The 25,245-nt window shown below is 73.2% G+C and carries 26 protein-coding genes and 2 tRNA genes; 15 read left to right on the top strand and 13 right to left on the bottom strand.

Annotated features, from left to right (window positions below):
* Nucleotides 1–71: 71 nt before the first annotated feature.
* Nucleotides 72–848 (top strand): sulfite exporter TauE/SafE family protein, encoded by a 777-nt coding sequence (locus ACZ7LV_RS36840; RefSeq protein WP_471945720.1) that lies wholly within the window; start codon nucleotides 72–74, stop codon nucleotides 846–848.
* Here ACZ7LV_RS36840 and ACZ7LV_RS36845 read toward each other — a convergent pair.
* Nucleotides 845–1,651 (bottom strand): HAD-IIA family hydrolase, encoded by an 807-nt coding sequence (locus ACZ7LV_RS36845; protein WP_471945721.1) that lies wholly within the window; start codon nucleotides 1,649–1,651, stop codon nucleotides 845–847. The two genes, ACZ7LV_RS36840 and ACZ7LV_RS36845, sit on opposite strands and share 4 nt — an antisense overlap.
* Nucleotides 1,652–1,738: 87 nt before the next feature.
* Between ACZ7LV_RS36845 and ACZ7LV_RS36850 the strand changes: the two genes are divergently transcribed.
* Nucleotides 1,739–2,479 (top strand): cobalt-precorrin-6A reductase, encoded by a 741-nt coding sequence (locus tag ACZ7LV_RS36850; RefSeq protein ID WP_471945722.1) that lies wholly within the window; start codon nucleotides 1,739–1,741, stop codon nucleotides 2,477–2,479.
* A 13-nt stretch (nucleotides 2,480–2,492) separates the two neighbouring features.
* On the opposite strand, the gene ACZ7LV_RS36855 is transcribed toward ACZ7LV_RS36850, so the two are convergent.
* The 3 genes from ACZ7LV_RS36855 to ACZ7LV_RS36865 form a co-directional block, all read right to left on the bottom strand.
* Complete coding sequence (locus tag ACZ7LV_RS36855) at nucleotides 2,493–3,506, bottom strand: lysylphosphatidylglycerol synthase transmembrane domain-containing protein (RefSeq protein ID WP_471945723.1); 1,014 nt, start codon at nucleotides 3,504–3,506, stop codon at nucleotides 2,493–2,495.
* Between the two features lie 228 nt (nucleotides 3,507–3,734).
* Nucleotides 3,735–4,508 (bottom strand): precorrin-6A synthase (deacetylating), encoded by a 774-nt coding sequence (gene cobF, locus ACZ7LV_RS36860; protein ID WP_471945724.1) that lies wholly within the window; start codon nucleotides 4,506–4,508, stop codon nucleotides 3,735–3,737.
* A gap of 54 nt (nucleotides 4,509–4,562) precedes the next feature.
* Nucleotides 4,563–5,078 (bottom strand): DUF309 domain-containing protein, encoded by a 516-nt coding sequence (locus tag ACZ7LV_RS36865; RefSeq protein ID WP_471945725.1) that lies wholly within the window; start codon nucleotides 5,076–5,078, stop codon nucleotides 4,563–4,565.
* Nucleotides 5,079–5,177: 99 nt separating this feature from the next.
* On the opposite strand from ACZ7LV_RS36865, the gene ACZ7LV_RS36870 reads away from it, so the two are divergent.
* Both ACZ7LV_RS36870 and ACZ7LV_RS36875 read left to right on the top strand, forming a co-directional pair.
* Nucleotides 5,178–5,251 (top strand) — tRNA-Pro (locus ACZ7LV_RS36870).
* A 116-nt stretch (nucleotides 5,252–5,367) separates the two neighbouring features.
* Nucleotides 5,368–6,033, top strand: a complete 666-nt coding sequence (locus ACZ7LV_RS36875; protein WP_471945726.1) for an NUDIX domain-containing protein — start codon at nucleotides 5,368–5,370, stop codon at nucleotides 6,031–6,033.
* A 42-nt stretch (nucleotides 6,034–6,075) separates the two neighbouring features.
* On the opposite strand, the gene ACZ7LV_RS36880 is transcribed toward ACZ7LV_RS36875, so the two are convergent.
* Nucleotides 6,076–6,837, bottom strand: a complete 762-nt coding sequence (locus ACZ7LV_RS36880) for a GntR family transcriptional regulator (RefSeq protein ID WP_471945727.1) — start codon at nucleotides 6,835–6,837, stop codon at nucleotides 6,076–6,078.
* A gap of 157 nt (nucleotides 6,838–6,994) precedes the next feature.
* On the opposite strand from ACZ7LV_RS36880, the gene ACZ7LV_RS36885 reads away from it, so the two are divergent.
* Genes ACZ7LV_RS36885 through ACZ7LV_RS36900 form a run of 4 tightly spaced genes read left to right on the top strand, consistent with a single transcriptional unit; the run spans nucleotide 6,995 to nucleotide 10,968 of the window.
* Nucleotides 6,995–7,999: a sugar ABC transporter substrate-binding protein gene (locus ACZ7LV_RS36885; protein ID WP_471945728.1), complete on the top strand. Its 1,005-nt coding sequence runs from the start codon at nucleotides 6,995–6,997 to the stop codon at nucleotides 7,997–7,999.
* Nucleotides 7,999–9,075: an ABC transporter permease gene (locus ACZ7LV_RS36890; protein ID WP_471945729.1), complete on the top strand. Its 1,077-nt coding sequence runs from the start codon at nucleotides 7,999–8,001 to the stop codon at nucleotides 9,073–9,075. The genes ACZ7LV_RS36885 and ACZ7LV_RS36890 overlap by 1 nt, the downstream gene beginning before the upstream one ends.
* 5 nt (nucleotides 9,076–9,080) lie before the next feature.
* A complete protein-coding gene (locus ACZ7LV_RS36895; RefSeq protein WP_471945730.1) occupies nucleotides 9,081–10,058 on the top strand; it encodes an ATP-binding cassette domain-containing protein in 978 nt (325 codons plus the stop codon).
* 1 nt (nucleotide 10,059) lies between these two features.
* Nucleotides 10,060–10,968 (top strand): sugar phosphate isomerase/epimerase family protein, encoded by a 909-nt coding sequence (locus ACZ7LV_RS36900; protein ID WP_471945731.1) that lies wholly within the window; start codon nucleotides 10,060–10,062, stop codon nucleotides 10,966–10,968.
* A gap of 198 nt (nucleotides 10,969–11,166) precedes the next feature.
* Here the strand turns inward: ACZ7LV_RS36900 and pgfA are convergent, their stop codons facing one another.
* Nucleotides 11,167–12,120, bottom strand: coding sequence for a cell envelope lipid trafficking protein PgfA (gene pgfA / locus ACZ7LV_RS36905; protein WP_471945732.1), 954 nt, complete (start codon nucleotides 12,118–12,120; stop codon nucleotides 11,167–11,169).
* A gap of 142 nt (nucleotides 12,121–12,262) precedes the next feature.
* Here pgfA and ACZ7LV_RS36910 point away from each other — a divergent pair, with 142 nt between their 5' ends.
* Both ACZ7LV_RS36910 and ACZ7LV_RS36915 read left to right on the top strand, forming a co-directional pair.
* Nucleotides 12,263–13,195 carry a GNAT family N-acetyltransferase gene (locus ACZ7LV_RS36910; protein WP_471945733.1) on the top strand — a complete coding sequence of 311 codons (933 nt, stop codon included), beginning with the start codon at nucleotides 12,263–12,265 and terminating at the stop codon, nucleotides 13,193–13,195.
* 283 nt (nucleotides 13,196–13,478) lie between these two features.
* Nucleotides 13,479–14,861 carry a glutamate decarboxylase gene (locus ACZ7LV_RS36915; RefSeq protein ID WP_471945734.1) on the top strand — a complete coding sequence of 461 codons (1,383 nt, stop codon included), beginning with the start codon at nucleotides 13,479–13,481 and terminating at the stop codon, nucleotides 14,859–14,861.
* Nucleotide 14,862: 1 nt separating this feature from the next.
* On the opposite strand, the gene ACZ7LV_RS36920 is transcribed toward ACZ7LV_RS36915, so the two are convergent.
* Nucleotides 14,863–15,867 carry a Gfo/Idh/MocA family protein gene (locus ACZ7LV_RS36920; protein WP_471945735.1) on the bottom strand — a complete coding sequence of 335 codons (1,005 nt, stop codon included), beginning with the start codon at nucleotides 15,865–15,867 and terminating at the stop codon, nucleotides 14,863–14,865.
* An 87-nt stretch (nucleotides 15,868–15,954) separates the two neighbouring features.
* Nucleotides 15,955–16,119, bottom strand: a complete 165-nt coding sequence (locus tag ACZ7LV_RS36925) for a hypothetical protein (protein WP_471945736.1) — start codon at nucleotides 16,117–16,119, stop codon at nucleotides 15,955–15,957.
* 66 nt (nucleotides 16,120–16,185) lie between these two features.
* Here ACZ7LV_RS36925 and ACZ7LV_RS36930 point away from each other — a divergent pair, with 66 nt between their 5' ends.
* Both ACZ7LV_RS36930 and ACZ7LV_RS36935 read left to right on the top strand, forming a co-directional pair.
* On the top strand, nucleotides 16,186–17,220 hold the full coding sequence (locus tag ACZ7LV_RS36930; protein ID WP_471945737.1) for a LacI family DNA-binding transcriptional regulator: 1,035 nt from the start codon (nucleotides 16,186–16,188) through the stop codon (nucleotides 17,218–17,220).
* 74 nt (nucleotides 17,221–17,294) lie between these two features.
* Nucleotides 17,295–17,906: a TMEM175 family protein gene (locus ACZ7LV_RS36935; protein ID WP_471945738.1), complete on the top strand. Its 612-nt coding sequence runs from the start codon at nucleotides 17,295–17,297 to the stop codon at nucleotides 17,904–17,906.
* A 9-nt stretch (nucleotides 17,907–17,915) separates the two neighbouring features.
* On the opposite strand, the gene ACZ7LV_RS36940 is transcribed toward ACZ7LV_RS36935, so the two are convergent.
* The 3 genes from ACZ7LV_RS36940 to ACZ7LV_RS36950 form a co-directional block, all read right to left on the bottom strand.
* Complete coding sequence (locus ACZ7LV_RS36940) at nucleotides 17,916–19,079, bottom strand: Gfo/Idh/MocA family protein (RefSeq protein ID WP_471945739.1); 1,164 nt, start codon at nucleotides 19,077–19,079, stop codon at nucleotides 17,916–17,918.
* Nucleotides 19,080–19,192: 113 nt separating this feature from the next.
* Nucleotides 19,193–19,537 carry a cupin domain-containing protein gene (locus ACZ7LV_RS36945; protein WP_471945740.1) on the bottom strand — a complete coding sequence of 115 codons (345 nt, stop codon included), beginning with the start codon at nucleotides 19,535–19,537 and terminating at the stop codon, nucleotides 19,193–19,195.
* A gap of 117 nt (nucleotides 19,538–19,654) precedes the next feature.
* The gene (locus ACZ7LV_RS36950) at nucleotides 19,655–20,539 is read right to left on the bottom strand and encodes an EamA family transporter (RefSeq protein WP_471945741.1); all 885 of its coding nucleotides are present in this window, start codon (nucleotides 20,537–20,539) and stop codon (nucleotides 19,655–19,657) included.
* Between the two features lie 68 nt (nucleotides 20,540–20,607).
* Here ACZ7LV_RS36950 and ACZ7LV_RS36955 point away from each other — a divergent pair, with 68 nt between their 5' ends.
* Nucleotides 20,608–21,459 carry a LysR family transcriptional regulator gene (locus ACZ7LV_RS36955; protein WP_471945742.1) on the top strand — a complete coding sequence of 284 codons (852 nt, stop codon included), beginning with the start codon at nucleotides 20,608–20,610 and terminating at the stop codon, nucleotides 21,457–21,459.
* A gap of 133 nt (nucleotides 21,460–21,592) precedes the next feature.
* Nucleotides 21,593–21,666, top strand: a tRNA-Pro gene (locus ACZ7LV_RS36960).
* Nucleotides 21,667–21,718: 52 nt separating this feature from the next.
* On the opposite strand, the gene ACZ7LV_RS36965 is transcribed toward ACZ7LV_RS36960, so the two are convergent.
* The gene (locus ACZ7LV_RS36965) at nucleotides 21,719–22,012 is read right to left on the bottom strand and encodes an SCO4225 family membrane protein (protein ID WP_471945743.1); all 294 of its coding nucleotides are present in this window, start codon (nucleotides 22,010–22,012) and stop codon (nucleotides 21,719–21,721) included.
* Between the two features lie 211 nt (nucleotides 22,013–22,223).
* Complete coding sequence (gene absR1 / locus ACZ7LV_RS36970) at nucleotides 22,224–23,309, bottom strand: beta-glucuronidase AbsR1 (RefSeq protein WP_471945744.1); 1,086 nt, start codon at nucleotides 23,307–23,309, stop codon at nucleotides 22,224–22,226.
* 95 nt (nucleotides 23,310–23,404) lie between these two features.
* On the opposite strand from absR1, the gene ACZ7LV_RS36975 reads away from it, so the two are divergent.
* Nucleotides 23,405–25,210, top strand: coding sequence for a LuxR family transcriptional regulator AbsR2 (locus ACZ7LV_RS36975; protein ID WP_471945745.1), 1,806 nt, complete (start codon nucleotides 23,405–23,407; stop codon nucleotides 25,208–25,210).
* The last annotated feature ends 35 nt before the right edge of the window (nucleotides 25,211–25,245 follow it).

A 25,245-nucleotide genomic window follows, 5' to 3' on the forward strand; every position in this document is an offset into this window, starting at 1 on the left:
GAGGGCGCCGTTCCGCGCGGTGGGACGCGCCTTACCGAGGCCAGTTGCATGGGCATAGCATCGGTGTCCGCATGGACACGATGACGCTCTGGCACATCACCGGCTGGGAGTTCGCCGCCCTCGCCTTCGCCGCGCTCCTGGTCGGCTTCTCCAAGACCGCCGTGAGCGGGGCCAACACGGTCAGCCTCGCCGTCTTCGCGGCGGTGCTGCCCGCCCGCGCCTCCACCGGGGTGCTGCTGCCGATCCTCATCGCCGGGGACGTGCTCGCGGTCCTCACCTACCGGCGGCACGCCCACTGGCCCACGCTGTGGCGGCTCTTCCCGGCGGTCGCGGCGGGTGTCGTGCTCGGCACGCTGTTCCTGGTGTGGGCCGACGACGAGATCGTACGGACCTCGATCGGGGCGATCCTGCTGCTGATGGCGGGCGTGACGATGTGGCGCCGCCGGGCGGGCGAGGCGACGGGCGAGGAGCCGGACTCGGTGAGCAGCAGACCGGGCCGCATCAAGGCACGGTCCTACGGCGTCCTCGGCGGTTTCACCACGATGGTCGCCAACGCGGGTGGCCCGGTGATGTCGATGTATCTGCTCTCGGCGGGGTTCCGGAAGCTGGGCTTCCTGGGCACTTCCGCGTTCTTCTTCCTGATCGTCAACGTGTCCAAGGTGCCCTTCAGCGCGGGGCTCGGGCTGATCGACGGCCGGTCGCTGCTGCTGGACGCCGCGCTCGTCGGCTTCGTGGTGCCCGGCGCCGTCCTCGGTAAATGGGCCGTGAACCGGATCGACCAGCGGCTGTTCGAGCAACTCGTGATCGCCGCGACGGTGCTGGGCGGGCTGCAACTGCTCTTGCGCTAGGGCCGTCGGCCGAGTCCCAGCAGGGGCGGGACGTCGGCGAAGGAGTCGAGTACGTGGTCGGGCGTGCCGTCGGCCGCCCGGTGGGTCTGCGGCAGGTACTTCCCGGTCCGCACCAGCACCCCGGTCACCCCGGCCCGCTGCGCTCCGAGGACGTCGGACTCGATGTCGTCGCCCACCATCAGGGCCTCCTGCGCGCGCACACCGAGCCGGTCGAGCGCCGCCTCGAAGAACGCGGCCGACGGCTTGCCGGTCACCACGGCCTCGGTGCCGGCGGCCCGCTCCAGCCCGGCGAGGTACGCCCCGGTGTCGAGCTGTGGGCCGCCCTCCGTGCGCCAGTACAGATTGCGGTGCACGGCCACGAGCCGTGCCCCGCGCTGAAGGTGCCCGAAGACCCGGTTGAGCGCCGGGTACGTGAACTCCGGCCCGGCGCCCCCCACCACCACGACGTCCACCGCCTCCGCTCCGGCGTCCGCGTCGCCGGGCACCAGCCGCACGCCCTCCAGGTCCTCGGCGACGTCCCCGCTGTTCAGCAGCAGGCATCGCGCCCCCGGGAAGTGCTCGGCGAGATACGCGGCAGTCGCGGCCGGTGCGGTCAGGACGTCCCGCGCCGTCACCGGAAAGCCGGCCTCCGCCAGCGTCGCGGCGAGTGACGCGCGTGTGCGTGACGTCGTGTTGGTCACGAGCGCGACCGGCAGCCCGGCGTCCCGGATCGCCCGCAACGCCTCGACCGCGCCGGGCAGCGGGCGCCACGAGACGGTGAGGACACCGTCGATGTCGATCAGCACGGCGCGCACCGGGTCCATGTCCGGACGATAGCCACCAGGGTGTGCGGCAGCCACTGGACGGGACGAGGGGCCGGCCGGTGCCGAGGACCTCGTACGCTCGACGGCATGTCCCCTCACGTGCTGATCCTCGGCGGCACCACCGAGGCCCGCGAACTCGCCGCCACGCTGACGGCCCGTACGGGGACCCGGGTCACCACCTCGCTGGCGGGACGCGTGTCGCGGCCGGGGGCCGTCGACGGCGACGTGCGGATCGGGGGGTTCGGCGGCGCCGAGGGGCTGGCCGCGTGGCTGCGCGCCCACGACGTGTCCGCCGTCGTCGACGCCACACACCCCTTCGCCGAGGCGATCACCGCGAACGCGGTCCGCGCGGCCGCACGCTGCGGCGTACCGGCCGTCGTGCTGCGCCGCCCCGGCTGGCGGCCGGGACCGGGGGACGACTGGCATCCGGTCGCCTCGCTGGACGATGCCGCGGCGGTGCTGCCGCGGCTGGGCCGCCGGGTGTTCCTCACCACCGGTCGGCTGGGCCTCGCCGCCTTCGCCGGGCTGACGGGGCAGCACTTCGTCGTACGGTCCGTGGAACCGCCCGCGCCGCCGATGCCCCCGGACGTCGAACTCCTCCTCGCCCGCGGCCCGTTCACCGTCGCCGGCGAGCTGGCGCTGTTGCGGGAGCACCGGATCGAGGTGGTCGTCACCAAGGACAGCGGGGGAGCGGCGACGGCAGCCAAGCTCACGGCGGCCCGGGAACTCGGGGTTCCCGTCGTCGTCGTACGCCGTCCGCCGCTGCCGCCGGGCGCGGCGGCCGTACCCGACGTGCCGGGCGCCCTGGCGTGGCTCGGGGGCGGGTAGGGCCTGTCCGGAGTCAGAGGATCTTGCGGTGCACCAATGCCGACAGCACCAGTGCCCCCGGCAGCAGCGGCACCCACACCGTAAGCACGCGGTAGGCGATGACGGTCGCGGTCGCCAGGCCCACCGGTGCGCCGAACGCGGCCATGGTGAACACCAGGGCCGCGTCGACCGGCCCGATACCGCCCGGCGCGGGCACGGCACCGACCGCCGTGCTGGCGATCAGCAGCGCGAAGACGACCTGTGCCCAGGACAGCTCCAGCCCGAGCGAGAAGCCGACGGTGGCGATCACGCTGCCCTGGAGCAGCGGCGTGGCGGCCGCACCGCCCCACAGGGCGAGGACGCGGGCGGGCCGGGTGTGCAGGACGCGGGCGTCGGTCAGGGCGGTGCGCAGGAAGCAGACCGCCGGGCGGCGCAGGGCGGGGACGACGGCCAGCAGACAGCCGGCCAGGACGCAGGCGACGCCGACGCCGGCGGCGACCAGCAGGAGGGTGCTGTCGTCGGGGACGAGTTCGCCGAGGTGCAGCATGCCGGGGAAGGCGACCAGGAAGACGATCAGCACCGCCGTCTTCGCGACCGGCTTGACCAGGGAGTACAGCGCGAGGGAGGCGGTGCCCCGGGCCAGCGATATGCCCTGGCTCTGGAGGAAGCGCAGGGTCACCGCGTGGGCGCCGATGCTGGCGGGGAGGACGTGGTTCGCGGTGCCGGCGGCGAACTGCGAGGCGATCAGCAGCCCCGGCGGCAGCCGCTCGGGGATGGCGCCCTGCCGTACCAGCGCGGCGGCCGGCCAGCCGAGGCAGGTGAAGAACAGGGCCGCGAGCAGCCAGCCGGGGTCGGCGGCGGCGAGCCGGGCGGCACCGTCGCGCACCGAGGGCCAGTCGACGAGGGCCCAGCCGCCGATGAGCAGCAGCGGCAGGGCGGTGAGGCCGTGACGGGTCAGGCGGGAGAGGCGTGCGGCGGAGGGGGAGCGGACGGGGGCGGCGGTGGCGAGCGCGCTGGGGAGAGCGGCGGCCGGCGGAGCGAGGGACACGGCGTTCGTCGTCCTTCCGCATCGCGCCCGAAAGCAGCGGGGCGGACGGATGCAAGGCGAGACAGGTGGGGACGGGCGAAACGTGCCCTCCCGGTATGACGCTGCGGTGTCCGGCAGCCGAAGCGCCGCCAGCGCGCAGCGCAAGAAAGCCGCCGTGGCGGTACGACGGTGCGCTCCCGTCGCTTTGAGGGGCGGCCGCGGGCGTCGGCTTCGCGGGCCCGGTGCCGCCTATTCGGCGTGCGGGTTACGGCGCAGCAGATAGGTGTCCATGATCCAGCCCTTGCGCTCCCGCGCCTCGGCCCGCAGCCGTTCGATGCGGGGTGCCGCCTCCGCGAGCGGGCCGGAGGCGAGGATCTCGTCCGGTGTGCCGATGTAGGCGCCCCAGTAGATGTCGATGTCCTGGTCGGCGTACTGCCGGAAGGTCTGGTGGGCGTCGAGCATCACGACCACGTCGTCGACTCCCTCGGGGAACCCCTCGGCGAGCCGCCGGCCCGTGGTGATCTGTACCGGGCGGGCGACCCGGTTCAGGCCCGTGCGGTGCCGGGCCACCAGCGCCGAGACGCTGCTGATGCCGGGCACGACGTCGTAGTCGAAGTCGACCGAGGCGCGGGTGCGGACCTCCTGAAGGATTCCGAGCGTGCTGTCGTACAGCGCGGGGTCGCCCCACACCAGGAAGGCCCCGCACTCGTCAGCGCCCAACTCCTCGGCGATCAGCCGCTCGTAGATCCCGGCGCGGGCGCTGCGCCAGTCCCCGACGGCCGGGGAGTAGGCCGCGCCGCCCGCGCTGCGGTCCCGGTCCGGGTCACGTGCCTCGACGAGGCGGTAGGTGCCCCGCGGCAGGTGTGCGTCGAGCATGTCCTTGCGCAGCCGGGTGAGGTCGGACTTCACCTCGCCCTTGTCGAGCAGGAAGAACACGTCCGTGCTCCGCAGCGCCCGGACCGCCTGGAGGGTGAGCTGGTCGGGGTCGCCCGCGCCGATACCGATGACATGAATCTTTCGCACGCCCCGAGTCTGCCGCACCCCACCGCCGGCGATCCCACCGCCTCCCGCGGCGCTTCAGCTCGCGCGGAGCGCCGGGGCCCGGGTGCCCGCGTCCACCGTCACCCCGCGCTCCACGTCGTCCGCCAGCGTCCGCGCCCACCGGGCCAGCCCCGGCAGGTCCAGGTCGTGGGGCCGGCCCTGACCCGTGCCGGCCGCCCATTCCTCGATCGCGCCCGCGCCGCGGCGCAGCAGCCGGGCCCCGCCCGTGGTGTTGCCGCGGGCGGCGTGGGTGAGGCCCACCGCCAGTTGGGCGAGGCCGCGCCACAGGGCGCGTTCCTCGACAGGGCCCGACTTCCAGGCGTCCTCGAAGACCTCGTGCGCGTGGAAGGGCTTGCCCGCGTCGAGCAGGGCCTGTGCCTCGGCGACCGTCTCCGGCGGCGTCCGCACCACCCCCTCGGGCTGCCGGGCCACGCCCGCCTCGTCGTAGGGCAGGGGCCGTCCGAGCCCGTCTCGTGGCCGTGCGTTGCGGGCGCGGCCCTCGCTGTCGCGGTCCCGTGCGCCGGCCCGCCGTCCCTCCGGTGTGGTGCCCATACGGCGATTGTCGCGCCTGCGGTCCCGCTTCGGCGCGTCCGGGGGTGTGGGGTAAAGTACTGAGCGCGCGATCACGCGGTTCTCCGCGGCGAGGCGCACCGGGACGTGGCGCAGCTTGGTAGCGCACTTGACTGGGGGTCAAGGGGTCGCAGGTTCAAATCCTGTCGTCCCGACGGTTCGGCGAGGGGTCATCGTTTCGATGGCCCCTTTTCCGTCGGCGCACGGCGCCGGATGATACAAGCGGGAACATGACCGACGAGTTCCTCCCCTTCCGTCCGGGCGGTGCCCGGTGACCGCGGGCGTCGACACCCCCGACCGTCGTGGCCGCACCGGGCTCGACCGGACCGGCCGCGACCTGACCGGCAACCCGCGCGTGCGCGTGCGGGACGTGAAACTGCTGTCCAGCCACTGGTACGTGGAGCGCACGACCACCTTCGACTTCCGCCACGCCGACGGCAGCTGGAGCACCCAGGAGCGCGAGACGCATGACCGGGGCAACGGCGCCACGATGCTGCTGTACGACGCCGCCCGCGAGACCGTGCTGCTCACCCGCCAGTTCCGCTTCCCGGTGTACGTGAACGGACACCCCGACGGCATGCTGATCGAGACGCCCGGCGGGCTGCTCGACGACGAGGACGAGCACCCGGAGGAGGCCGTGCGGCGTGAGGTGACCGAGGAGACCGGGCACACCATCGACGCCGTCCAGCACGTCTTCGACATCTACATGAGCCCCGGCTCGGTCACCGAGCGCGTCAGCTTCTACGCGGCCGCCTACGGGCCGTCGACCCGCACCCACGAGGGCGGCGGGCTCGACGAGGAGGGCGAGGACATCGAGATCCTCGAACTGCCCTTCAGCAGGGCCCTGGAGATGATCCGCACCGGCGAGATCGCCGACGCCAAGACCATCATGCTGTTGCAATGGGCCGCCCTGGAAGGGCCGTTCGCCAAGCGGTAGCCGGTGCTGCCTCGCCGGGGAGCCGGCCGCCGCGCACCGAGGTCAGGGCCGGACCAGGAGCTGGAAGTCGAAGGCGTAGCGGGACGCGCGGTAGACGTGCGTCCCGTACTCCACGGCACGGCCGGTGTCGTCGTAGGCCGTGCGCTGCATGGTGAGCAGGGCCGCGCCCCGGTGCTCGTCGAGGCGTGCGGCCTCCTGGTCGGTGGCGCCGCGGGCGCCGATGGTCTGGCGGGCGCTGTGCAGGCTGACGCCGGTGGCGCGCAGCATGCGGTAGAGGCCGGTCGTCTCCAGGCGGGCGGTGTCCAGTGGAAGCAGGCCCGCGGGCAGGTAGTTGCACAGGAACGCCACGGGGCTGCCGTGGGTGAGGCGGAGCCGTTCGAGGACGACGACCTCGCCGCCCTCGGGCACGGCGAGCGCGGCCGCGACGTCGGCGGCGGCCGGTACCGTCTCGTTGCGCAGCACTCGCGTGGTGGGCTGCTGTCCGGCCGCCTCCAGATCGTCGTAGAGGCTGCTCAGCTCCAGCGGGCGCCTGACCTTGCTGTGCACGACCTGGGTGCCCACGCCGCGGCGGCGGACGAGCAGCCCCTTGTCGACCAGGGACTGGATGGCCTGACGGACCGTGGGCCGGGACAGGCCGAGGCGGACCGACAGGTCGATCTCGTTGCCCAGCTGGTCGCCCGGAGCGAGGACACCGCCCTCGACGGCCGCCTCCAGTTGCTGGGCGAGCTGGTGGTACAGCGGCACGGGGCTGGTGCGGTCGAGCACGAAGTGCACGGCGGCGAGCCCGGAGACAGTACTGGTCATGGCGTCCCTCCCGGCCCACACCGTAGCAGTTTGTTCTAACATTAGGACCTGCTTGTGAAATGATGTCTTAACAAAGTATTGACACTGGGCGCGCCAGGGGATTTGATCCCGTGCCAACAACAGCCTTTCCCCCATCGCACAGTGAGGTGCTGGAAAGATGGACCGCTCTCGCAGAATCACCTCCGCCCTGGCCCTGGCAGCGGCCTCGGCCCTGGTCCTCGCCGGCTGCTCCAGCAGCTCCGGCGGCAAGAAGGCCGAGGAGGGAGCGGACGGCGCCTCGGCGGGCAAGGCCACCACGCCCCGGATGACGATCGCCCTGGTCACCCACCAGGCGCCCGGCGACACCTTCTGGGACATCGTGCGCAAGGGCGCCGAGGCCGCCGCCGCCAAGGACAACGTCAAGCTCGTCTACTCCGCCGACCCCAACGCCGGCAACCAGGCCAACCTGGTCCAGAACGCCATCGACCAGAAGGTCGACGGCATCGCCGTCACCCTCGCCAAGCCGGACGCGCTCAAGGGCGTCCTCGGCAAGGCCGAGCAGGCCGGGATACCGGTCGTCGGCCTCAACTCCGGGCTGAGCGACTGGAAGCAACTCGGCCTGATGGAGTTCTTCGGGCAGGACGAGAACGTGGCCGGCGAGGCGCTCGGCAAGCGGCTCAACGAGGAGGGCGCGAAGAAGGCCGTCTGCGTCATCCAGGAGCAGGGCAACGTCGGCCTCACACAGCGCTGCGACGGGGTGAAGCAGACGTTCGAGGGCACCACGGAGGTCCTGAACGTCAACGGCACCGACATGCCCTCCGTGAAGTCCACCATCACCGCCAAGCTCAAGCAGGACGGCGCCATCGACTACGTCGTGGCCCTCGGCGCCCCCTTCGCGATGACCGCCGTGCAGTCGGTGTCCGAGGCGGGCAGCAAGGCCAAGATCGCCACCTTCGACCTCAACAAGGACCTGACCGGTGCCATCGAGCGCGGTGACATCCAGTTCGCCGTCGACCAGCAGCCCTACCTCCAGGGGTACCTGGCGGTCGACGGGCTGTGGCTCTACAAGAACAACGGCAACTACAGCGGCGGCGGTGAGCAGCCCGTGCTGACCGGGCCGGCCTTCGTCGACAAGGCCAACGTCGAGCGGATCGCCGGGTTCGCCGCGAAGGGGACCCGGTGATGTCCATGGCCCAGCAGGCCGCGCCGGCGGTGGCGACACCGCCGGAGCCCGGCGACCGGCCGGCCGACGGACGCACCAGGCAACGGCCGCTGGTGATGCGGCTGCTCGCCCGGCCCGAGGTGGGCGTCTTCCTCGGGGCGGCGGCCGTGTTCGTCTTCTTCCTGATCGCCGCGCCCTCGCTGCGCCAGGGCGGCTCCATGGCCACGGTCCTCTACCAGGCGTCCACCATCGGCATCATGGCGCTGCCCGTGGCCCTGCTGATGATCGGTGGCGAGTTCGACCTGTCGGCGGGCGTCGCCGTGATCACCTCGGCGCTCACCGCCGCCATGCTCAGCTACCAGCTGACCGTGAACGTCTGGACGGGTGTGCTCGTCGCCCTCGTGGTCTCGGTCGGCATCGGGGCGTTCAACGGCTGGGTGCTGGTGAAGACGGGGTTGCCGAGCTTCCTGGTCACCCTCGGCACGTTCATGATCCTCCAGGGCGTGAACCTCGCCGTGACCAAGATGGTCACCGGCAACGTCGCCACCGACGACATCAGCACCATGGACGGCTTCGAGCAGGCCAGGGCGCTGTTCGCCTCGTCCTTCGACGTCGGCGGCGTCCAGGTGAAGATCACCGTGGTCTGGTGGCTCGTGTTCGCGGCCCTGGCCACCTGGGTGCTGCTGCGCACCAAGTACGGCAACTGGATCTTCGCCGTCGGCGGCAACAAGGAGAGCGCCCGCGCGGTCGGCGTCCCGGTGACCTTCACCAAGATCACCCTGTTCATGCTGGTCGGGTTCGGCGCCTGGTTCGTCGGCATGCACCAACTGTTCTCCTTCAACACCGTGCAGTCCGGCGAGGGTGTGGGCCAGGAACTGCTCTACATCGCCGCGGCCGTCATCGGCGGCTGCCTCCTGACCGGTGGCCACGGTTCCGCCATCGGCCCGGTCTTCGGCGCCTTCATGTTCGGCATGGTCCAGCAGGGCATCGTCTACGCGGGCTGGAACCCCGACTGGTTCAAGGCGTTCCTCGGTGTGATGCTGCTCGGTGCCGTCCTCATCAATCTGTGGGTGCAGCGCACCGCGACCCGGAGGTGACCGCCATGACCACCACCCCCCAGGCAGCGCTCCAGGACGCCGCGACCCACGGCCCCGGAGCCCTCGTCGAACTGCGCGGCGCCGGCAAGTCCTACGGCAACATCCGCGCGCTGCACGGCGTCGACCTCGCGGTCCACCCCGGCAAGGTGACCTGCGTCCTCGGCGACAACGGCGCGGGCAAGTCCACCCTCATCAAGATCGTCTCCGGGCTGCACCAGCACACCGAGGGCGAGTTCCTCGTGGACGGCGAGCCGGTGCGGTTCGCCACCCCCCGCGAGGCGCTCGACAAGGGCATCGCAGCCGTCTACCAGGACCTCGCGACGGTCCCGCTGATGCCCGTCTGGCGCAACTTCTTCCTCGGCTCCGAGCTCACCAAGGGGCCCTGGCCGCTGCGCCGCCTGGACATCGCCCGCATGAAGCGGACCGCCGACGAGGAACTGCGCAACATGGGCATCGTCCTCGACGACCTGGAGCAGCCCATCGGCACGCTGTCCGGCGGCCAGCGCCAGTGCGTCGCCATCGCCCGTGCCGTGCACTTCGGCGCCCGCGTGCTGATCCTGGACGAGCCGACGGCCGCCCTCGGCGTCAAGCAGTCCGGCGTGGTCCTGAAGTACATCGCCGCCGCCCGCGACCGTGGCCTCGGCGTCATCTTCATCACCCACAATCCCCATCACGCGTACATGGTCGGCGACCACTTCAGCGTGCTGCGCCTCGGCACCCTCGAACTGAGTGCCGACCGCAGCGAGGTGAGCCTGGAGGAGCTGACCAACCACATGGCCGGCGGCACCGAACTCGCCGCCCTCAAGCACGAACTGGCGCAGGTGCGGGGGGTCGACGTGGAGGGGCTCCCCGAGGCGGAGGACCTGTCGGGGCCGCCCGCCAAGGAGGCTCCCTCCAGGGAGACTCCCGCCAAGGAAGCTTCCGTCAAGGAAACTCCCGCGCCCGCCGCCGCTCCGGCCACCTCTTCCGAAGGGACCACCTGACATGGCCGACACCCCCGCCCTCGACCGCATCCGGGTCGGCTCGGCGCCGGACTCCTGGGGCGTCTGGTTCCCCGACGACCCCCAGCAGGTGCCCTGGGAACGCTTCCTGGACGAGGTCACCGAGGCCGGATACTCCTGGATCGAGCTGGGCCCCTACGGCTATCTCCCGACCGACCCGGCCCGGCTCACCGACGAGGTGGACCGCCGCGGCCTGAAGGTCTCGGCCGGCACCGTCTTCACCGGGCTGCACCGTGGCCCGTCCGTCTGGGAGTCCACCTGGGAGCACGTCAGCGAGGTCGCCGCCCTCACCCAGGCCATGGGCGCCCGGCACCTCGTGGTCATCCCGTCGTTCTGGCGGGACGACAAGACCGCCGAGATCCTGGAGGCGCCGGAGCTGACGGGTGAGCAGTGGGCGCACCTGACCAAGGGCATGGAGCGCCTCGGGCACGAGGTCAAGGAGACCTACGGCCTCGACATCGTCGTGCACCCGCACGCCGACACCCACATCGACACCGAGGCGCACGTCGAGCGCTTCCTCGACTCCACCGACTCCGGGCTGGTGCAGCTCTGCCTGGACACCGGGCACTACGCCTACTGCGGAGGCGACAGCGTCAAGCTGATCGAGACGTACGGCGAGCGCATCGGTTATCTGCACCTCAAGCAGGTCGACCCGGAGATCCTCGCCGACGTCGTCGCGAACGAGGTGCCGTTCGGGCCGGCCGTGCAGCGCGGGGTGATGTGCGAGCCGCCGTCCGGCGTGCCGGAGCTGGGGCCGGTGCTCACGGCCGCCCAGAAGCTGGGCGTGGACCTGTTCGCGATCGTCGAGCAGGACATGTACCCGTGCGAGCCGGACAAGCCGCTTCCGATCGCGGTGCGCACCCGCAAGTTCCTGCGGTCCTGCGGCGCCTGACAGATCACGGAGGCGGCCCGCGAGCGGGACATGTCACGCCCCCGGTTCCGGTCCGCGGGGCGGGTCACCTCCCGGTTCCGGTCTGTGGGCGGGTGGGTGACGGCCCACCGGTCGAGGCCTGCGGGCGGGTGGGTCACGCCGCGGTCTCGGGCTGCGGGCCGGCCTGTCGCTCCCGTGTCCCGGCCTGCGGGCGGTGGGTCACCGCTCGTCGGCGGGCCGCCTCCGTCCCCGTACCACCAGCACCCCGCCCACCGCCGCGAGGACGAACCCGGCGGCGGCCGCGCCGATCGGGACCGTGCGGCCGACCGCGCGCAGCCGGGCGCCGTCGGCCTTCGCCTTGTCGACCGCGAACTCCTGCGTGGCCGGGGTGTGGCTGAGCCTCTCCACGTCCAGCAGGACCACGGCGTCCTTGTCGCCGCCGGGGGCGCGCAGGGTCTGGCGGGGGCCCAGCTGGGCGTACAGGACGCGGCCCGTGGGCTGATCGACCACCAGCTTGATGCCGTGGTTGGAGTACCACTCCTCGGCGAACACCTGCGAGGCCCCGGGCCGTCCGACGAGGGCGCCCGGGACCTGCCGGGTGCCGATCCTCGTGGGCGGCACGGTGCCCGTGAAGACGTACCCCTGGTAGCCGCGGACCTTCTCGGTGCCCCGGTAGGAGAGGGTGACCGCCGAGCCGAGCTGGCTGTCCCACCAGCGGTAGGAGCGCTTCTGCACGTCGAACGGGAACTTCAGGTAGGCCTCGCCCTCGTGGTACGGCTGCTCCTGGCAGCAGTGCGCGGGCCGGTTGCTCCTGCGGTCGGTGACCCAGCGGGCGGTGGAGAAGTCCAGCGCGTCGTGCGGGTCGGCCGCGGGCAGCGACTTCTCCGTGTCGACCGTGGTCACCACGTCCCACACGGCGCGGCCGCTGCGTTCGCTGTCGCCGACGTCGCCGCGCACCCGCTGGGTGACGGTGACGGGCCGGTCGTGGAGCGTCTCGGTCTCCGCGACGTCGAAATAGCTGCCCGTGCCCTTGTAGACGGCGGTCACGTCGATGTCGACGGGGGTCACGGCCGCGCGGGGCTTGACGTACCACACCAGCATCGGCGCGAGCACGAGCAGGAAGACACCCAGGCCCAGCAGGACCAGGGAGAGGGGCGAGGCGCTACGGCGCATCCGGCACTCCAGGGCTTGGCTGCCCCGGGACCGTAGGCCCCGGCGTCGCACCGCGTCTACGCACCGGAGTGACAAACCGGTTGCCGGTCGTGCTCATGGGCACGCCAAAATGGCGCACACCCGCGCCGACCCTGGAGGCTTCGTGATCCACCGCACCCTGGCCGAGTCCGACCTCGACCGCGTCCTCGCGCTGCTGCCCGCCGGTGAGGTGGGCGTCTGGGCGGACGCGGACGTCTTCCAGGAGAGGCTCGCCACGGGCGAGTACCGGCCGGAGTGGACGTGGGTCGCCGAGGACGCCGGTGAGCTGCACGCCGTCGCGGTGTGGTGGGGCAAGCCGGGCCAGGAGCGGCCGGGCGCGCTCGACACCCTCAACGCCGTGGCGTCGCCCGCCCGCACCGACGTGGTCGCCGGGCTCCTCGACGCCGCCCACGCCGCCTTCGCGGGGACCCCTCCGGAGTGCCACCTCCTGCTCCCCGCCGACTGGCGGGAGCGTCCGGACGCCGCCGCCGCCCTCGGCTGGCGGCAGGAGGCGGCCGGGCGCGCCGGCCTCACCACGGCCGTCGAACGGCTGCGCTACGAGTGGACCCCCGACCGCGGCGTCCCCGCGCCGCCCCGCCAGCTCCGCTTCCGCCCCGAGTCCGACGACGAGGTCTTCGTCGACCTGTTCCGCCGGGTGCTCGACGGCACGCTGGACGCCGCGTCGCGCACCGAGGCCGCCGCCGTGGGAGCCCAGGCGCAGGCCCGCGCCGACGTCGCGTTCTACCGTGACGTGATGCCGGGCGAGCGCACCTGGTGGCGGGTGGCCGAGGACGCCGACGGCCGCCCGGCCGGCTTCGCGCTGCCCTCCCGCAACAGCGCCTCGCACGTCGTCGGCTACCTCGGCGTCCTGCCCGAGCAGCGCGGCCACGGCTACGTCGACGACCTGCTCGCCGAGACCACCCGCATCCTCGCCGAGGAGGCGGGCGCCGACCTCGTCCGGGCGGACACCGACCTCGCCAACCACCCGATGGCCGCCGCCTTCGAACGCCTGGGCTACCGCAACTTCGCACGGCGAATGGTGCTGTCCGCGACCTGAACGACGGCAGACACACCCCCGCCAGTCACCGCGCGCACCCGCGTCCCGGTTTGGACGCACGGGGTGTCCGGCAGGGGCTGCCGGTCGTCGTCTGCGTGCTCGCGGCGACCGGCGGAGGTCCGCGTGCCGTCGTTCGGGTGCGCTCGGCGGGCGTCGGGGCGGGTGGTGTGCGAGATTGCCGACGGAGGGTGGCAACCGGGGTGCGAGTCGCTGTCCCTCGGTGAGCCGCGCCGGTACGCGTGGCCCGCCCGCGAGACGTCCCACGACCCGGGGGTTCGACCCGATGGCCCTGCACAAGACCAGCCGCCCGGAGCCGGGCCCCGAGGAAGACGTCTACACCCTGCCCATCAGTGAGCGGGCGCTGCCGAAGTACCGGATGCCCGACGGCGTCTCCGACGCCCGCGCCGTGCGCGCCCTGATCCACGACGAGCTGAGCCTCGACGGCAACGCCTCGCAGAACCTGGCGACCTTCTGCACCACCTGGGCGGAGCCCGAGGTGCACCAGCTGATGGACGAGTGCCTCGGCAAGAACATGGTCGACAAGGACGAGTACCCGCAGACCGCGGCGATCGAGGACCGCTGCGTCCACATGCTCGCCGACCTGTGGAACGCCCCGGACGGCGCCACCACCGTCGGCTGCTCCACCACCGGCTCAAGCGAGGCCGGCATGCTCGGGGGACTCGCCCTGAAGTGGCGCTGGCGCGAACGCCGCCGCGCCGAGGGCAAGCCCACCGACCGCCCCAACCTGGTCGTCGGGCCGGTCCAGGTCTGCTGGGAGAAGTTCGCCCGCTACTTCGACGTGGAGCTGCGCCAGGTCCCCCTGGAGAAGGACGCGCTGGGACTGCGCGCGCACCAACTGCGCGAGTACGTCGACGAGAACACGATCGGCGTGGTGGCCATCCTCGGCGTCACCTACACCTGCGTCTACGAGCCGGTCGCCGAGATCGCCGCGGAGCTCGACCGCATCCACGCGGACACCGGTCTCGACATCCCCGTGCACGTCGACGCGGCCAGCGGCGGCTTCGTCGCCCCGTTCCTCCAGCCCGAGCTGATGTGGGACTTCCGGCTGCCCCGCGTCGCCTCCGTCAACGTCTCGGGCCACAAGTACGGCATGGCGCCGCTGGGCGTCGGCTGGGTGGTCTGGCGCTCACCCGAACTGCTTCCCGAGGACCTGGTCTTCCGCGTCTCCTACCTCGGCGGCGACATGCCCACCTTCGCCCTGAACTTCTCCCGCCCCGGCGGCGAAGTGGTCGCCCAGTACTACAACATGCTGCGCCTGGGCCGCGACGGCTACGCCAAGGTGCACGGCGCCTGCGCCAGGACGGCCGGGATGCTGGCCGAACAGGTCGCCACGATGGGTCCGTTCACCGTCCTCTACGACGGCCAGGGCGCCCTGCCCGCGACCACCTGGACGCTGACCGAGCCCGACACGGCGCCCTTCACGCTGTACGACGTCACCGACCAGTTGCGCCGCCGCGGCTGGCAGGTACCGGCGTATCCGCTCGCGTCGGGCCGGGAGGAGACCGTCGTGCAGCGCGTCCTGGTCCGGCACGGCACCAGTTACGACAAGATCGCGCTGCTCGCGAGCGACCTGCGCGCCGCCGTCGACCACCTGCGGGAGGGGCCGACGGCCCATGTGTCGGCGCAGCCGGGGTTCCACCACTGATTCAGGCGCCGCGCACCTCCTCGACACGGACCGGCCGGTGCTCCTTCAGCGACAGCGTGCAGGCTTCCGCGATCCAGCCCGCCTCCAGCGCGTCCGCGACGGTGCACGGCGAGGGCCGGCTGCCCGCGACGACCTCGGTGAAGGCGCTGAGTTCGGCACGGTAGGCGGCGGTGAAGCGGTCCATGAAGAAGTCGTGCGGGGAGCCCGCCGGGAAGGTCACGCCCGGCTCCACCGACCGCAGCGGCAGCTTGTCCTCCAGGCCGACCGCGATGGAGTCCTCGAAGCCGTGCAGCTCCATGCGCACGTCGTAACCCCGGCCGTTGTGGCGGCTGTTGGAGACCACGGCGATCGTGCCGTCGTCCAGCGTGAGCAGCGCGCCCGTGGTGTCGGCGTCGCCCGCCTCCGCGATGTACCGCGCGCCCCGGTTGCCCCCGACGGCGTACACCTCGCTCACCTCGCGGCCCGTCACCCAGCGGATGATGTCGAAGTCGTGCACGGAGCAGTCGCGGAAGATGCCTCCGGAGGCGGCGACGTACGCGGCCGGCGGCGGCGCCGGGTCCAGGGTCGTCGACCGCACGGTGTGCAGCGTGCCGAGCTCACCGGCGAGGACGGCGTCCCGCGCGGCCACGAAGCCGGCGTCGAAGCGCCGGTTGTAGCCGATCTGCACCGGCACGTCACGGCCCTCGACGGCCCGCAGCACCGCCACGCCCTCGGTCATGGTGCGGGCGACGGGCTTCTCGCAGAACACGGGCACGCCCGCCTCCACCGCCGCCAGGACGAGGCCGGGGTGGGCGTCGGTCGCCGCGGCGATCACCACCCCGTCGACCCCCGCGGCCAGCACCGCCTCGGGCGAATCGGCGACCTCCGCCCCGAACCGCTCGGCGGCCGACTTGGCGGCCTCCGCGAATGGGTCGGAGACGACGAGCGACTCGACCACGTCGAGTCCGGAGAGGGTTTCGGCGTGGAAGGCACCGATGCGGCCGAGGCCCAGGATTCCGATACGCATGAGGGTGTGGCTCCTTGTGGTGCGGAAGGCGTACGAGGGTGAAGGCGGGTCAGTCGAGTCCGCAAGGGACGTTCCGGTCCCCGTCGATCACCGAACCGGTGACCACGCCGGACCGGCCGAGGCGCCCCGCAGGATCACGACCCCGGGGCCGTCGGTGAGGTCGCAGTCCCGCTCGGTCGGCCGGGCACCGCGGTGCATGGAGGTGAAGGACATCGGCGTCCCCTCGGTGACGGGATGGCACAGTGCTGTCATTCTTGTCAGTACAAACCCCTCGAACAACCAACAGCGACCCATCAAAAACCCCTCAAGGAGCCGTCCGTGGGCCACCCCTTCCCGATCCGGGAGATCGCACGTCAGGCCGGCTTGAGCGAGGCCACCGTCGACCGGGTCCTCAACGGGCGGGGCGGCGTGCGCGACAGCACCGCCCGGGACGTGCGCAGCGCCATAGCCGACCTGGACCGGCAGCGCACCCAGGTCCGGCTCGTCGGGCGCACCTTCATGATCGACATCGTGATGCAGGCGCCCGAGCGGTTCACCACCGCGGTGCGCTCCGCCCTGGAGGCGGAGCTGCCGTCCCTGCACCCGGCCGTCGTGCGCTCGCGCTTCCACTTCCGCGAGACCGGCCCCGTGGCGGAGCAGGTGCGCACCCTCGACCGGATCGCCCGGCGCGGATCCCAGGGCGTGGTCCTCAAGGCCCCCGACGTCCCCGAGGTCACCGCCGCCGTGGGCCGGCTCGTCGCGGCCGGCATCCCGGTGGTCACCCTGGTCACGGACCTGCCCGCCAGCGCCCGCCTCGGTTACGTCGGCATCGACAACCGCGCGGCGGGCGCCACCGCGGCGTACCTCATGGGCCAGTGGCTCGGCGACGGGCCCGGCAACGTGCTCACCAGCCTCAGCAGCGGGTTCTTCCGCAACGAGGAGGAGCGGGAGATGGGCTTCAGGAGCGCGATGCGCGCACGTCACCCCGAACGCGCCCTGGTCGAGATCGCCGAGGGCCAGGGACTGGACGCCACGCAGTACGACCTCGTCCGTGCCGCCCTCGTACGCGACCCGGAGATCCGCGCGGTCTACTCGATCGGCGGCGGCAACATCGCCACCGTGCGCGCCTTCGCCGACCTGGGCCGCCCGTGCGCGGTGTTCGTCGCGCACGACCTCGACCACGACAACACCCGGCTGCTGCGCGACCACCACCTGTCGGCCGTGCTCCACCACGACCTGCGCCAGGACCTGCGCGAGGCCTGCCATCTGGTGATGCGCGCACACGGCGCGCTCCCGCCCGCCGGACCCACACTGCCGTCCGCGATACAGGTGGTCACGCCCTTCAACATGCCGCCCGGGGTGGCGGCCGTGTGACGTCGGCGGGCCGCCCGGCGCGGACCGGGCGTGTATCCCCGCGCGCCGGGCCGCGGCTCCCTAACGTCCTGCGCATGGGGAAATCGATCCCGGCCGGCGGACCCGAGCGGGTGGTGGCGCTCGCCGACGGCGTGTTCGCCATCGCCATCACCCTGCTGGTCCTGGACCTGTCCGTGCCCCGGGGCCTCGACTCCGCGCAGTACCAGGACGCGTTGTACGAGCTGATCCCCGACTTCGGGGCCTACGCGCTCAGCGTGGCGGTGCTCGGCGGCTTCTGGCGCGACCACCGCAGGATCTTCGGCCCGGTCCGGCAGGTGGACAGCGGGCTCGTCTCGCTGTCCCTGCTCGGCCTGGGCATCGCGGCCCTGCTGCCCTTCCCCACCCGGCTGCTCGCCGACTACGGCGGGGAACCGGCCTCGGCCGCGATCTACGGAGCGGCGGTCGCCGCGCTCGGCGCCACCCACCTCGCGATGTCCGTCCTGGTGGCCAGGCGCCCCTGGCTGCGCGACGGCGCCGCCACCGACGTGGGCAGCGGGCGCGACCTGCTCGATCCCGTCGTGACGGTCGTCGTCTTCGTGGTCACCGTCCCGCTGGCCGCGCTGGTCGGACCGCAGGCCATGCTGTGGTGGCTGGTCCTGATCCCGGCCAGGGTGTGGACCGCGCGGGCCGGCCGCAGGGTGCGCTGACCGCTCCGGTCAGCCGGCCGCGTCGACGGCCACCCAGGCGCCGCTCTGCGCGGACCGGACCATCGCGTCGAGCACCACGGCACTGCGCACGGCGTCCGCCGGCGTGGCCCCGTAGGGGGTGCCCTCGGCGACGGAGCGCAGGAAGCGGTACGCCTCGACGACCTTCAGGTCGTCGTAGCCCATGGCGTTGGCGGCGCCCGGCTGGAAGGCGGCGAACTCGCCCTGGCCCGGGCCGACGTACACGGTGCTCACCGGCTGGTCCTGGTAGGCGGTGCCCCGGCTGACCGCCAGCTCGTTCATGCGCCGGAAGTCCCAGAACACCGCGCCCTTGGTGCCGTGCACCTCGAAGCCGTAGTTGTTCTGCTCGCCGACCGAGACCCGGCACGCCTCCAGGACGCCCCGGGCCCCCGAGGCGAAGCGGAGCAGGCAGTTCACGTAGTCCTCGTTCTCGACCGGCCCGAGTGCGCCGCCGGTGGCACGGGAGTGGCCGGCGGTGGCGCCGGTGGGACGGGCCCGCTCGGGGATGAAGACGGCCGTGTCGGCGGTGAGCGACGTGATGTCGCCGAGCAGGAAGCGGGCCAGGTCGGCCCCGTGCGAGGCCAGGTCGCCGAGTACTCCGCTGCCGCCGCGCTCCCGCTCGTAACGCCAGGTCAGGGCGGATTCCGGATGTGCCGCGTAGTCGCTGAACAGCCGGATCCGGGCGTGGGTGACGGTGCCCAGTTCACCGGTGGTGATCAGCTCGCGGGCGGTCTCCACGGCGGGCGCGTTGCGGTAGTTGAAGCCGACCGCGCCCTGCACTCCGGCCGCGGTCACCGCGTCGGCGACCGCACGGGCGTCCTCGGCCGTGAGGCCGACCGGCTTCTCGATCCAGATGTGCTTGCCGGCCTGCGCCATCGCGACGCCGATCTCGCGGTGCAGGAAGTTCGGCGCGGTGATGCTGACCGCCTGGACCCGGGGGTCGGCGGCGACCTCGCGCCAGTCGCGGGTGGCCGAGGCGAACCCGAACTGCCGGGCGGCCTGCTCGGCCCGGCCGGGCACCTCCTCGGCGACGGTCACCAGTTCCGGCCGCAGGGCGAGGTGCGGATAGTGGTGCGGCAGGCGGGCGTACGCCTGGGTGTGCACCCGGCCCATCCAGCCGAAACCGACGACGGCGACACCGAGCGTGCTCACCATGACAGCGCCCCTCCTTGGACCAGTTCGGTTCCTGTCCGGGCCACGATCAGTGGCCCCTCTCCCCGCTGTCAACGTCCACCGGGCGCGGGGAGCGGCCCGGGCCCGCGGCCGCCTCACAGATCGATCGCGTACGCCTTGCGCAGCGTCTCGTGCACCGTCCACGTCGTCCGGTCGCCCTCGCGCAGCACCGCCATGTCGCCGGGGCCGACGCGCAGGGTGGGCCCACCGGCGACCTCGATCGTCGCCGACCCGCTGATCACCACGAACATCTCGTCGGCCTCGGTGTCGGTGACCACCCCTGGCGTGATCTGCCAGACGCCGCGGATCCGGCGCCCGTCGCGCGATTCCCAGACGACCTTCCCGGTCACCTCGGGCGTCCCGGACACGATCTGTGCCGGGTCGAGCGGCTCCGGTTCGAGCTCGGCGTCGGCGAGGTGACGAGCGAAGCTGTGATCCATGGGGCGACCCTAACCAGCGCGGACGTCGCTCCGGAGCAGACAGGGTGTGCGGTAGGGGCGCCCGTGGGCGGACAGTTCGTCGCGGGAGCGCACGGCGGCGCGGGCGGACGGGGCGCGTCACCCGCGCACGAGCATGCTGAGCGCGTTGGCCGCCACGACCGCGCCGATGGCCGACCACTCGGCGAGACCCAGGCCCTGATCGAGGACGACCTGGCCGACCACCGCCGCGAGCACCGGGTTGACGCTCATGAACAGGCCGAACGTCTGGGCCGGCACCCGGCGCAGGGTGAACATGTCGGCCAGGTAGGGCACGGCGGACGCGAGCACCCCCGCCGCCACCGCGCACGCCAGTGCCGTCACGGTCGGCGGAGTGCGCAGCGCCACCACCACGCCCACCGGCAGGAACAGCAGCGCGGACACCCCGGCCGCCGCCGCGGAGCCCTGCGCCCCGGGCAGCCGCCTGCCGACCGTGCGGTTGAGCAGGATGTACGCCGCCCAGCAGCCGGCCGCCAGCAGGCCGAAGCCCATCCCGGCGTAGTCCGCCGACGGCTGAGGGCGCATCAGGACCACCACGCCCGCCGCCGCGATCACCGCACAGCACGCGTCCAGCCGGCGCCGCGCCGCGACCAGGGCGATCACCAGCGGTCCCAGGAACTCCAGGGTCACCGCCAGCCCCAGGCCGACCCGCTCGACGGCGGTGTAGAGGCTGAGGTTCATCGTGCCGAAGACCACCGCGAGCAGCAGCACCGGCCACCACTGGCTCCAGGTGAACTCCCGCAGGCGCGGTCTGCCCACGGTCAGCAGCACGGCGGCGGCCACGTACTGGCGTACCGCGACGACACCGACGGGTCCGACGACCGGGAAGGCGAGCGCGCCGAGGGCCGCGCCCACCTGGTTGGACAGTCCGCTGCCGACCATCGTGACCGCCCCGGCCAGTCGTCCCGGGGCCGGCCGGGCTGTGCCGGGACGCGTCGGCAGCGCGCGTGCGGGAGCGGTTTCCATGCTCCGATCGTGCGCCCGAGGAACGCATGCGCAAAATGAATGAACCGCTCCGTCTATACGCTGGACGCATGGATGTGGAACTCCGCCAGCTGCGCTGTCTCGTCGCGATCGTCGACGCGGGCACCTTCACGGACGCGGCCCACGCCCTCGGCGTCTCCCAGGCCGCGGTCTCCCGCACCCTGGCGTCCCTCGAACGCGCCCTCGGCGTACGGCTGTTGCGGCGGACCTCCCGCGAGGTGGCGCCCACGGCCACCGGGCTGCGCGTACTGGCGCACGCCCGCCGGGTGCTGGCGGAGGTCGACGACCTGGTCGGCGAGGCCACCTCCGGGCACGTCCGGCTCCGGATCGGCTACGCCTGGGCCGCCCTCGGCCGGCACACGCTGCCCTTCCAGCGCCGCTGGGACGCCGCACGCCCCGAGACCGAGCTGCACCTGGTGCGGGCCAACTCGCCCACGGCCGGTCTGCTGGAGGGCAGCTGCGACCTCGCGGTGGTGCGGTGGGCGCTGGACGAACGGCGCTTCGACTCCGCCATCGTCGGGCTGGAGCGCCGGCTGTGCGCGCTGGCCGCCGACGACCCGCTGGCCCGCCGCCGCACCGTGCGGCTGGCCGAGCTGGCCGGGCGCAGGCTCCTGATCGACCGCCGTACCGGCACCACCACGCCCGAGTTGTGGCCCCCGGACGCCCGGCCGGAGACGGAGGACACCCACGACGTCGACGACTGGCTCACCGTGATCGCCACCGGCCGGTGCGTCGGCGTCACCGCCGAGTCCACCGCGCACCAGTACCGGCGCCCCGGCGTCGTGTACCGCCCGGTCCGGGACGCCGAACCCGTCGCCGTACGGCTGGCCTGGTGGCGCGACGACCCGCATCCGGCCGCCCCGGCGGTGATCGAACTGCTCTCGGCCCTCTACAGGGCCTGATCGGGGCGCTCGGCCGCAGGCCGCGGGCGCGTGTTGGCGCGAAGCCCCGGCGTCCGGCGGGTGAACGAGCTCCCGTGTCGCATGGGGTAGGGTTTACCTGCGTGTTCACCCGGTTCTCCGGGTGCCGACGCACCGGGACGTGGCGCAGCTTGGTAGCGCACTTGACTGGGGGTCAAGGGGTCGCAGGTTCAAATCCTGTCGTCCCGACGGTGCGAACAGGGCCTTCGCCGGTGGGAGCCGGCGAAGGCCCTTCGTGTGTTCACGCGGTGCGCCTGCCGCGCAGCAGCCGCCACAGGACCCAGGCCTGGGCCAGGCCCCCGGCGGTCAGCAGCAGGACGAAGCCCTCCGGTGAGGCGGGTATCGCCAGCAGGGGGATCGAGACGGGCAGGGTCAGGGCGATCAGCCAGATCCCGCCGAAGCCGGGCTCACCCGCCGCGACCAGCGCGCCCAGCCAGGCGGCGACGCCGACGACGAGCGTGGCGTAGCCCCCGGAGAGCAGCAGGGCGGTGTCTCCGCGGGTGTACAGACCGGCGGTCTGCCGGGGCGAACGCATGGGATCTCCTCGGTACGGGACTGTGTCCCCTGACGGGTACCCGTCCCGCGTGTGCCGAGGCCCGGCCGGCGCCGTCCGACCGGGCACGCGTACGTCCGCCCACGTGATGGCGTGGTCGGAGCCCGTCACCCTCCCCCGAAGGTGACGGACCCCGACCGCTCCCCCGGTGCCGGACTGTGGTCCAGGCGTCCGTGTGCGTGGGGCGGTGCGGTCACCAGCACATGACCGCCGTCTCGCCCGGACCCCACGAGGAGTACAGGCGCACACGGACGAAGTAGCGGCGGCCCTTGACGAGCCGGGTCCGGACAGTGGCGTTGCCGGGGGTGCCTCCGTCGTCCTGGCCCCCCAGGTAGCGGGGTTCGCCGTCCCGCTCCTCGAAGACCACGACGACGGTGTCGCTGTCGCCGAAGGTGCCCACGGTGTACGTGCGGGTCTGCGGCGGCTCGACGACGAAGTCGGCCTGCTCGCCGGGCCGCAGACCGAGCGGCGCCGAACGGAACGGCACCAGCGCGGGCGGCCGCGCGGAGCCGGACGGCGGGTACCAGCGCAGGACGAACTCCTTGTCGAGGCCGGAGAGCGTGCCGGGCGGGTGCAGCCCCGCGCGGAACTGCTCGGGTTCCAGGATCAGTCCCGACGAGAACGCGTACTCCATGATCGAATGCGGGTCCCAGACGGAGCCGTTGACCTCGTCCGGGTCGAGCTTGCGCAAGATGTTGAAGAAGGTCCGGTCGCGGTTCCAGTGGTTGGGCGGGCCCGCCAGCTCGTCGTAGACGGCCTCGTCGTCCCAGTGGATGCCGGCGAACGGGCTCTGGTGCTCGTGCAGCATCCCGAGCGCGTGCCCGATCTCGTGCAGCGCCGTCCCGCGCTCCCCGGGCTCGGTCAGGTCCCAGCCGAAGTTCATCGTGCGGTCGTTCCGCCCGGCCCGGAGCGCGTCCCTGCCCACCGTCGACCACGAGCCGTCGCCCGGCTGGAAACCGATCCGCAGTTCGGCCTCCGTCCGGTCCTCGACCTCCGTGAACGTCAGTCCGATGCCGAGGCCCTGCCACTCCGCGAGGCACTCACGGACGACGTCCTGCTGCTCCTTGGCGCCGCCCCACGACACCCGCCGCGTCTCCCCGGTCCCCGGCACGGGGATCACGGAGCCGTCGGCGTCGCCGGTGAAGAAGTAGTAGTGCAGCACCGTGCCGTTGACCCACATCCGGTGCCCGCCGGCGAGCGCACCCAGCCGCTCGGCGGTCAGCCCCGGTGCGAAGACGGGGGCCGACGCCTGCGCGAGGGAGCAGTAGCGTCCGGGCATGCGCACAGACTGCCGCCGGACCGGCCCGGGGCGCCTGAGTCGGGGACTACTCAAGTCGCCCTGTATCAGGACTGAGTAGGGGCACTCATGCTCATGTGACGACTTACGAACAGGACGCGAGGACCCTGGAGTTGCCCTGGCCGTTCACCGGGCGGGAGGACGAGCTGGAACTCGTGCGCCGCTCACTGACCGCCGGCCGGCCCGGCATCGTCGTGACCGGCCCCGCCGGGTGCGGCAAGACCCGCCTGGCCACCGAGGCGGTCCGGGGCGCCGACTGTGCCAGGGCCGCCGGGACGCCCGAGACCCGGGACATCCCCTTCGCCGCGTTCGCCCCCCTGCTGCCCGAGGGGGCCACACTGCACCGGGCGGTGCAACTGCTCTCCGGAACCCGGCTGTTGCTGGTCGACGACGCGCACCTGCTCGACGACGCCTCCGCCGCCCTGCTCCACCAGCTCGCCCTGCACGGCCGCACCCGCCTGCTGGTCGTCGCCGACGACGGCGCGCCCCTGCCCGCCGCGGTCTCCCGGCTGTGGACCGGCGAACTGCTGCCCCGGCTCCCCCTGGAACCGCTGCCCGCCGAGGAGAGCGTGCACCTGATCACCGCGAGCGCGGGCGCCCCGCTGGAGCCGCTGACCGCGAACCGCCTGCGCCACCTGTGCCAGGGCGACCTGCGGCTCCTGCGCGACCTGGTCGGCGCGCTGCGCGACGGGGGCCACCTCGGCCGCGTCGAGGGCACGGACGAACGGGAATGGCGCGGGCCGGTGCCGGTCACCGCGGCCGTCCTCGGCAGGATCGCCCCCGCCCTGGACCGCACGGCACCCGACGAGCGCGAGACCCTCGACCGCCTCGCCTTCGCCGAACCCCTCGCGCTGCCCATGCACGGCCTCGACCTCGGCATCCTCGAACGGCTCGAACACGACGGCCTGGTCCGCATCGACGACGAGGGCGCCGTCCGGCCGGCCCACCCGCTGCTCGGTCCCGCCCTGCGCGCCGTCGCGGGCAGGCTGCGCACCCGGCGGCTGGCGGGCGCCCCGGACCGCTGCGAGGCCGCCCTCGCCGCGGAACAGGCCGCGCTGATGCGCGACGTCGTGCAGTCCGACGTACGGCGACCCGCCACGGCCGTGGGGGAGTGGCTGGTGGCCGAGGGCCTTCCGGTGCCGCCCGGGTACGCCGCGCTGCGGGCGCGGCTGGCACGGTTGCGCGGCCGGCTGCGGGAAGCCGGGGCGTGGGCCCGGGAAGGGCTGCGCGGCGCCGCGGACGACGTCTCCTGCCGCGCCGAACTCGCCCTCGCCACCGCCCAGTCGGGCGAGGTGCCCGCCGCGGCGGCGACCGAGCTGAGCGGAGCCGTGGCCGTGTGGACGGCGGCGGCGCGCGGCGACCTCGACCGGGCGCTGGCCGCGGCCGAGGCGGACAGCGCCTACGACGCCGTACGCCTCGGAGCGCCGGAGCGCGTCGCCGGCCGGCTGCGGGGAGTCTTCGCCGACCACGCCGACGCACTCGCCCGGGGCGACGGGCCGGCGCTGGACCGGGCTGCCGTACGCCTGGAGGAGCGCGGGTTCCTGCTGTTCGCCGCCGAGGCGCACGCCCAGGCGGTACGCGCGCACCGCGACCCGCGCGCCGCCCGCACCTCACGCACCCGCGCCGTGGCCCTGTCCCGGCGCTGCCAGGGAGCGCGCACCCCTGCCCTGTCCGGCCTCGCCCTCGGCGAACTCACCGCCCGGCAACGCCAGATCGTCACCCTCGCCGCGGCCGGCCTCAGCAACCGCGAGATCGCCGAACAGCTCACCCTCTCCGTCCGCACGGTCGGCAACCACCTCTACAGCGCCTACGTCCGCCTCGGCACCGGTGACCGGGCCGCCCTCCCCTGCCTGGTGGAGATGCCCGACGCGCAGCCGGCGTAGGGCCGCCGTCCGGATCAGCACGTCGTGGTCGCGCG

Source organism: Streptomyces sp. NPDC107562, assembly GCF_055657325.1.

What these genes read in the sequence shown, in the direction of transcription:
- ACZ7LV_RS36840 (WP_471945720.1), top strand. Translation starts at nt 72, where the DNA reads ATGGACACGATGACGCTCTGGCACATCACCGGCTGGGAGTTCGCCGCC.
- ACZ7LV_RS36845 (WP_471945721.1), bottom strand. Translation starts at nt 1,651, where the DNA reads ATGGACCCGGTGCGCGCCGTGCTGATCGACATCGACGGTGTCCTCACC.
- ACZ7LV_RS36850 (WP_471945722.1), top strand. Translation starts at nt 1,739, where the DNA reads ATGTCCCCTCACGTGCTGATCCTCGGCGGCACCACCGAGGCCCGCGAA.
- ACZ7LV_RS36865 (WP_471945725.1), bottom strand. Translation starts at nt 5,078, where the DNA reads ATGGGCACCACACCGGAGGGACGGCGGGCCGGCGCACGGGACCGCGAC.
- ACZ7LV_RS36880 (WP_471945727.1), bottom strand. Translation starts at nt 6,837, where the DNA reads ATGACCAGTACTGTCTCCGGGCTCGCCGCCGTGCACTTCGTGCTCGAC.
- ACZ7LV_RS36885 (WP_471945728.1), top strand. Translation starts at nt 6,995, where the DNA reads ATGGACCGCTCTCGCAGAATCACCTCCGCCCTGGCCCTGGCAGCGGCC.
- ACZ7LV_RS36890 (WP_471945729.1), top strand. Translation starts at nt 7,999, where the DNA reads ATGTCCATGGCCCAGCAGGCCGCGCCGGCGGTGGCGACACCGCCGGAG.
- ACZ7LV_RS36895 (WP_471945730.1), top strand. Translation starts at nt 9,081, where the DNA reads ATGACCACCACCCCCCAGGCAGCGCTCCAGGACGCCGCGACCCACGGC.
- ACZ7LV_RS36900 (WP_471945731.1), top strand. Translation starts at nt 10,060, where the DNA reads ATGGCCGACACCCCCGCCCTCGACCGCATCCGGGTCGGCTCGGCGCCG.
- pgfA (WP_471945732.1), bottom strand. Translation starts at nt 12,120, where the DNA reads ATGCGCCGTAGCGCCTCGCCCCTCTCCCTGGTCCTGCTGGGCCTGGGT.
- ACZ7LV_RS36915 (WP_471945734.1), top strand. Translation starts at nt 13,479, where the DNA reads ATGGCCCTGCACAAGACCAGCCGCCCGGAGCCGGGCCCCGAGGAAGAC.
- ACZ7LV_RS36920 (WP_471945735.1), bottom strand. Translation starts at nt 15,867, where the DNA reads ATGCGTATCGGAATCCTGGGCCTCGGCCGCATCGGTGCCTTCCACGCC.
- ACZ7LV_RS36925 (WP_471945736.1), bottom strand. Translation starts at nt 16,119, where the DNA reads ATGACAGCACTGTGCCATCCCGTCACCGAGGGGACGCCGATGTCCTTC.
- ACZ7LV_RS36935 (WP_471945738.1), top strand. Translation starts at nt 17,295, where the DNA reads ATGGGGAAATCGATCCCGGCCGGCGGACCCGAGCGGGTGGTGGCGCTC.
- ACZ7LV_RS36940 (WP_471945739.1), bottom strand. Translation starts at nt 19,079, where the DNA reads ATGGTGAGCACGCTCGGTGTCGCCGTCGTCGGTTTCGGCTGGATGGGC.
- ACZ7LV_RS36945 (WP_471945740.1), bottom strand. Translation starts at nt 19,537, where the DNA reads ATGGATCACAGCTTCGCTCGTCACCTCGCCGACGCCGAGCTCGAACCG.
- ACZ7LV_RS36950 (WP_471945741.1), bottom strand. Translation starts at nt 20,539, where the DNA reads ATGGAAACCGCTCCCGCACGCGCGCTGCCGACGCGTCCCGGCACAGCC.
- ACZ7LV_RS36955 (WP_471945742.1), top strand. Translation starts at nt 20,608, where the DNA reads ATGGATGTGGAACTCCGCCAGCTGCGCTGTCTCGTCGCGATCGTCGAC.
- ACZ7LV_RS36965 (WP_471945743.1), bottom strand. Translation starts at nt 22,012, where the DNA reads ATGCGTTCGCCCCGGCAGACCGCCGGTCTGTACACCCGCGGAGACACC.
- absR1 (WP_471945744.1), bottom strand. Translation starts at nt 23,309, where the DNA reads ATGCCCGGACGCTACTGCTCCCTCGCGCAGGCGTCGGCCCCCGTCTTC.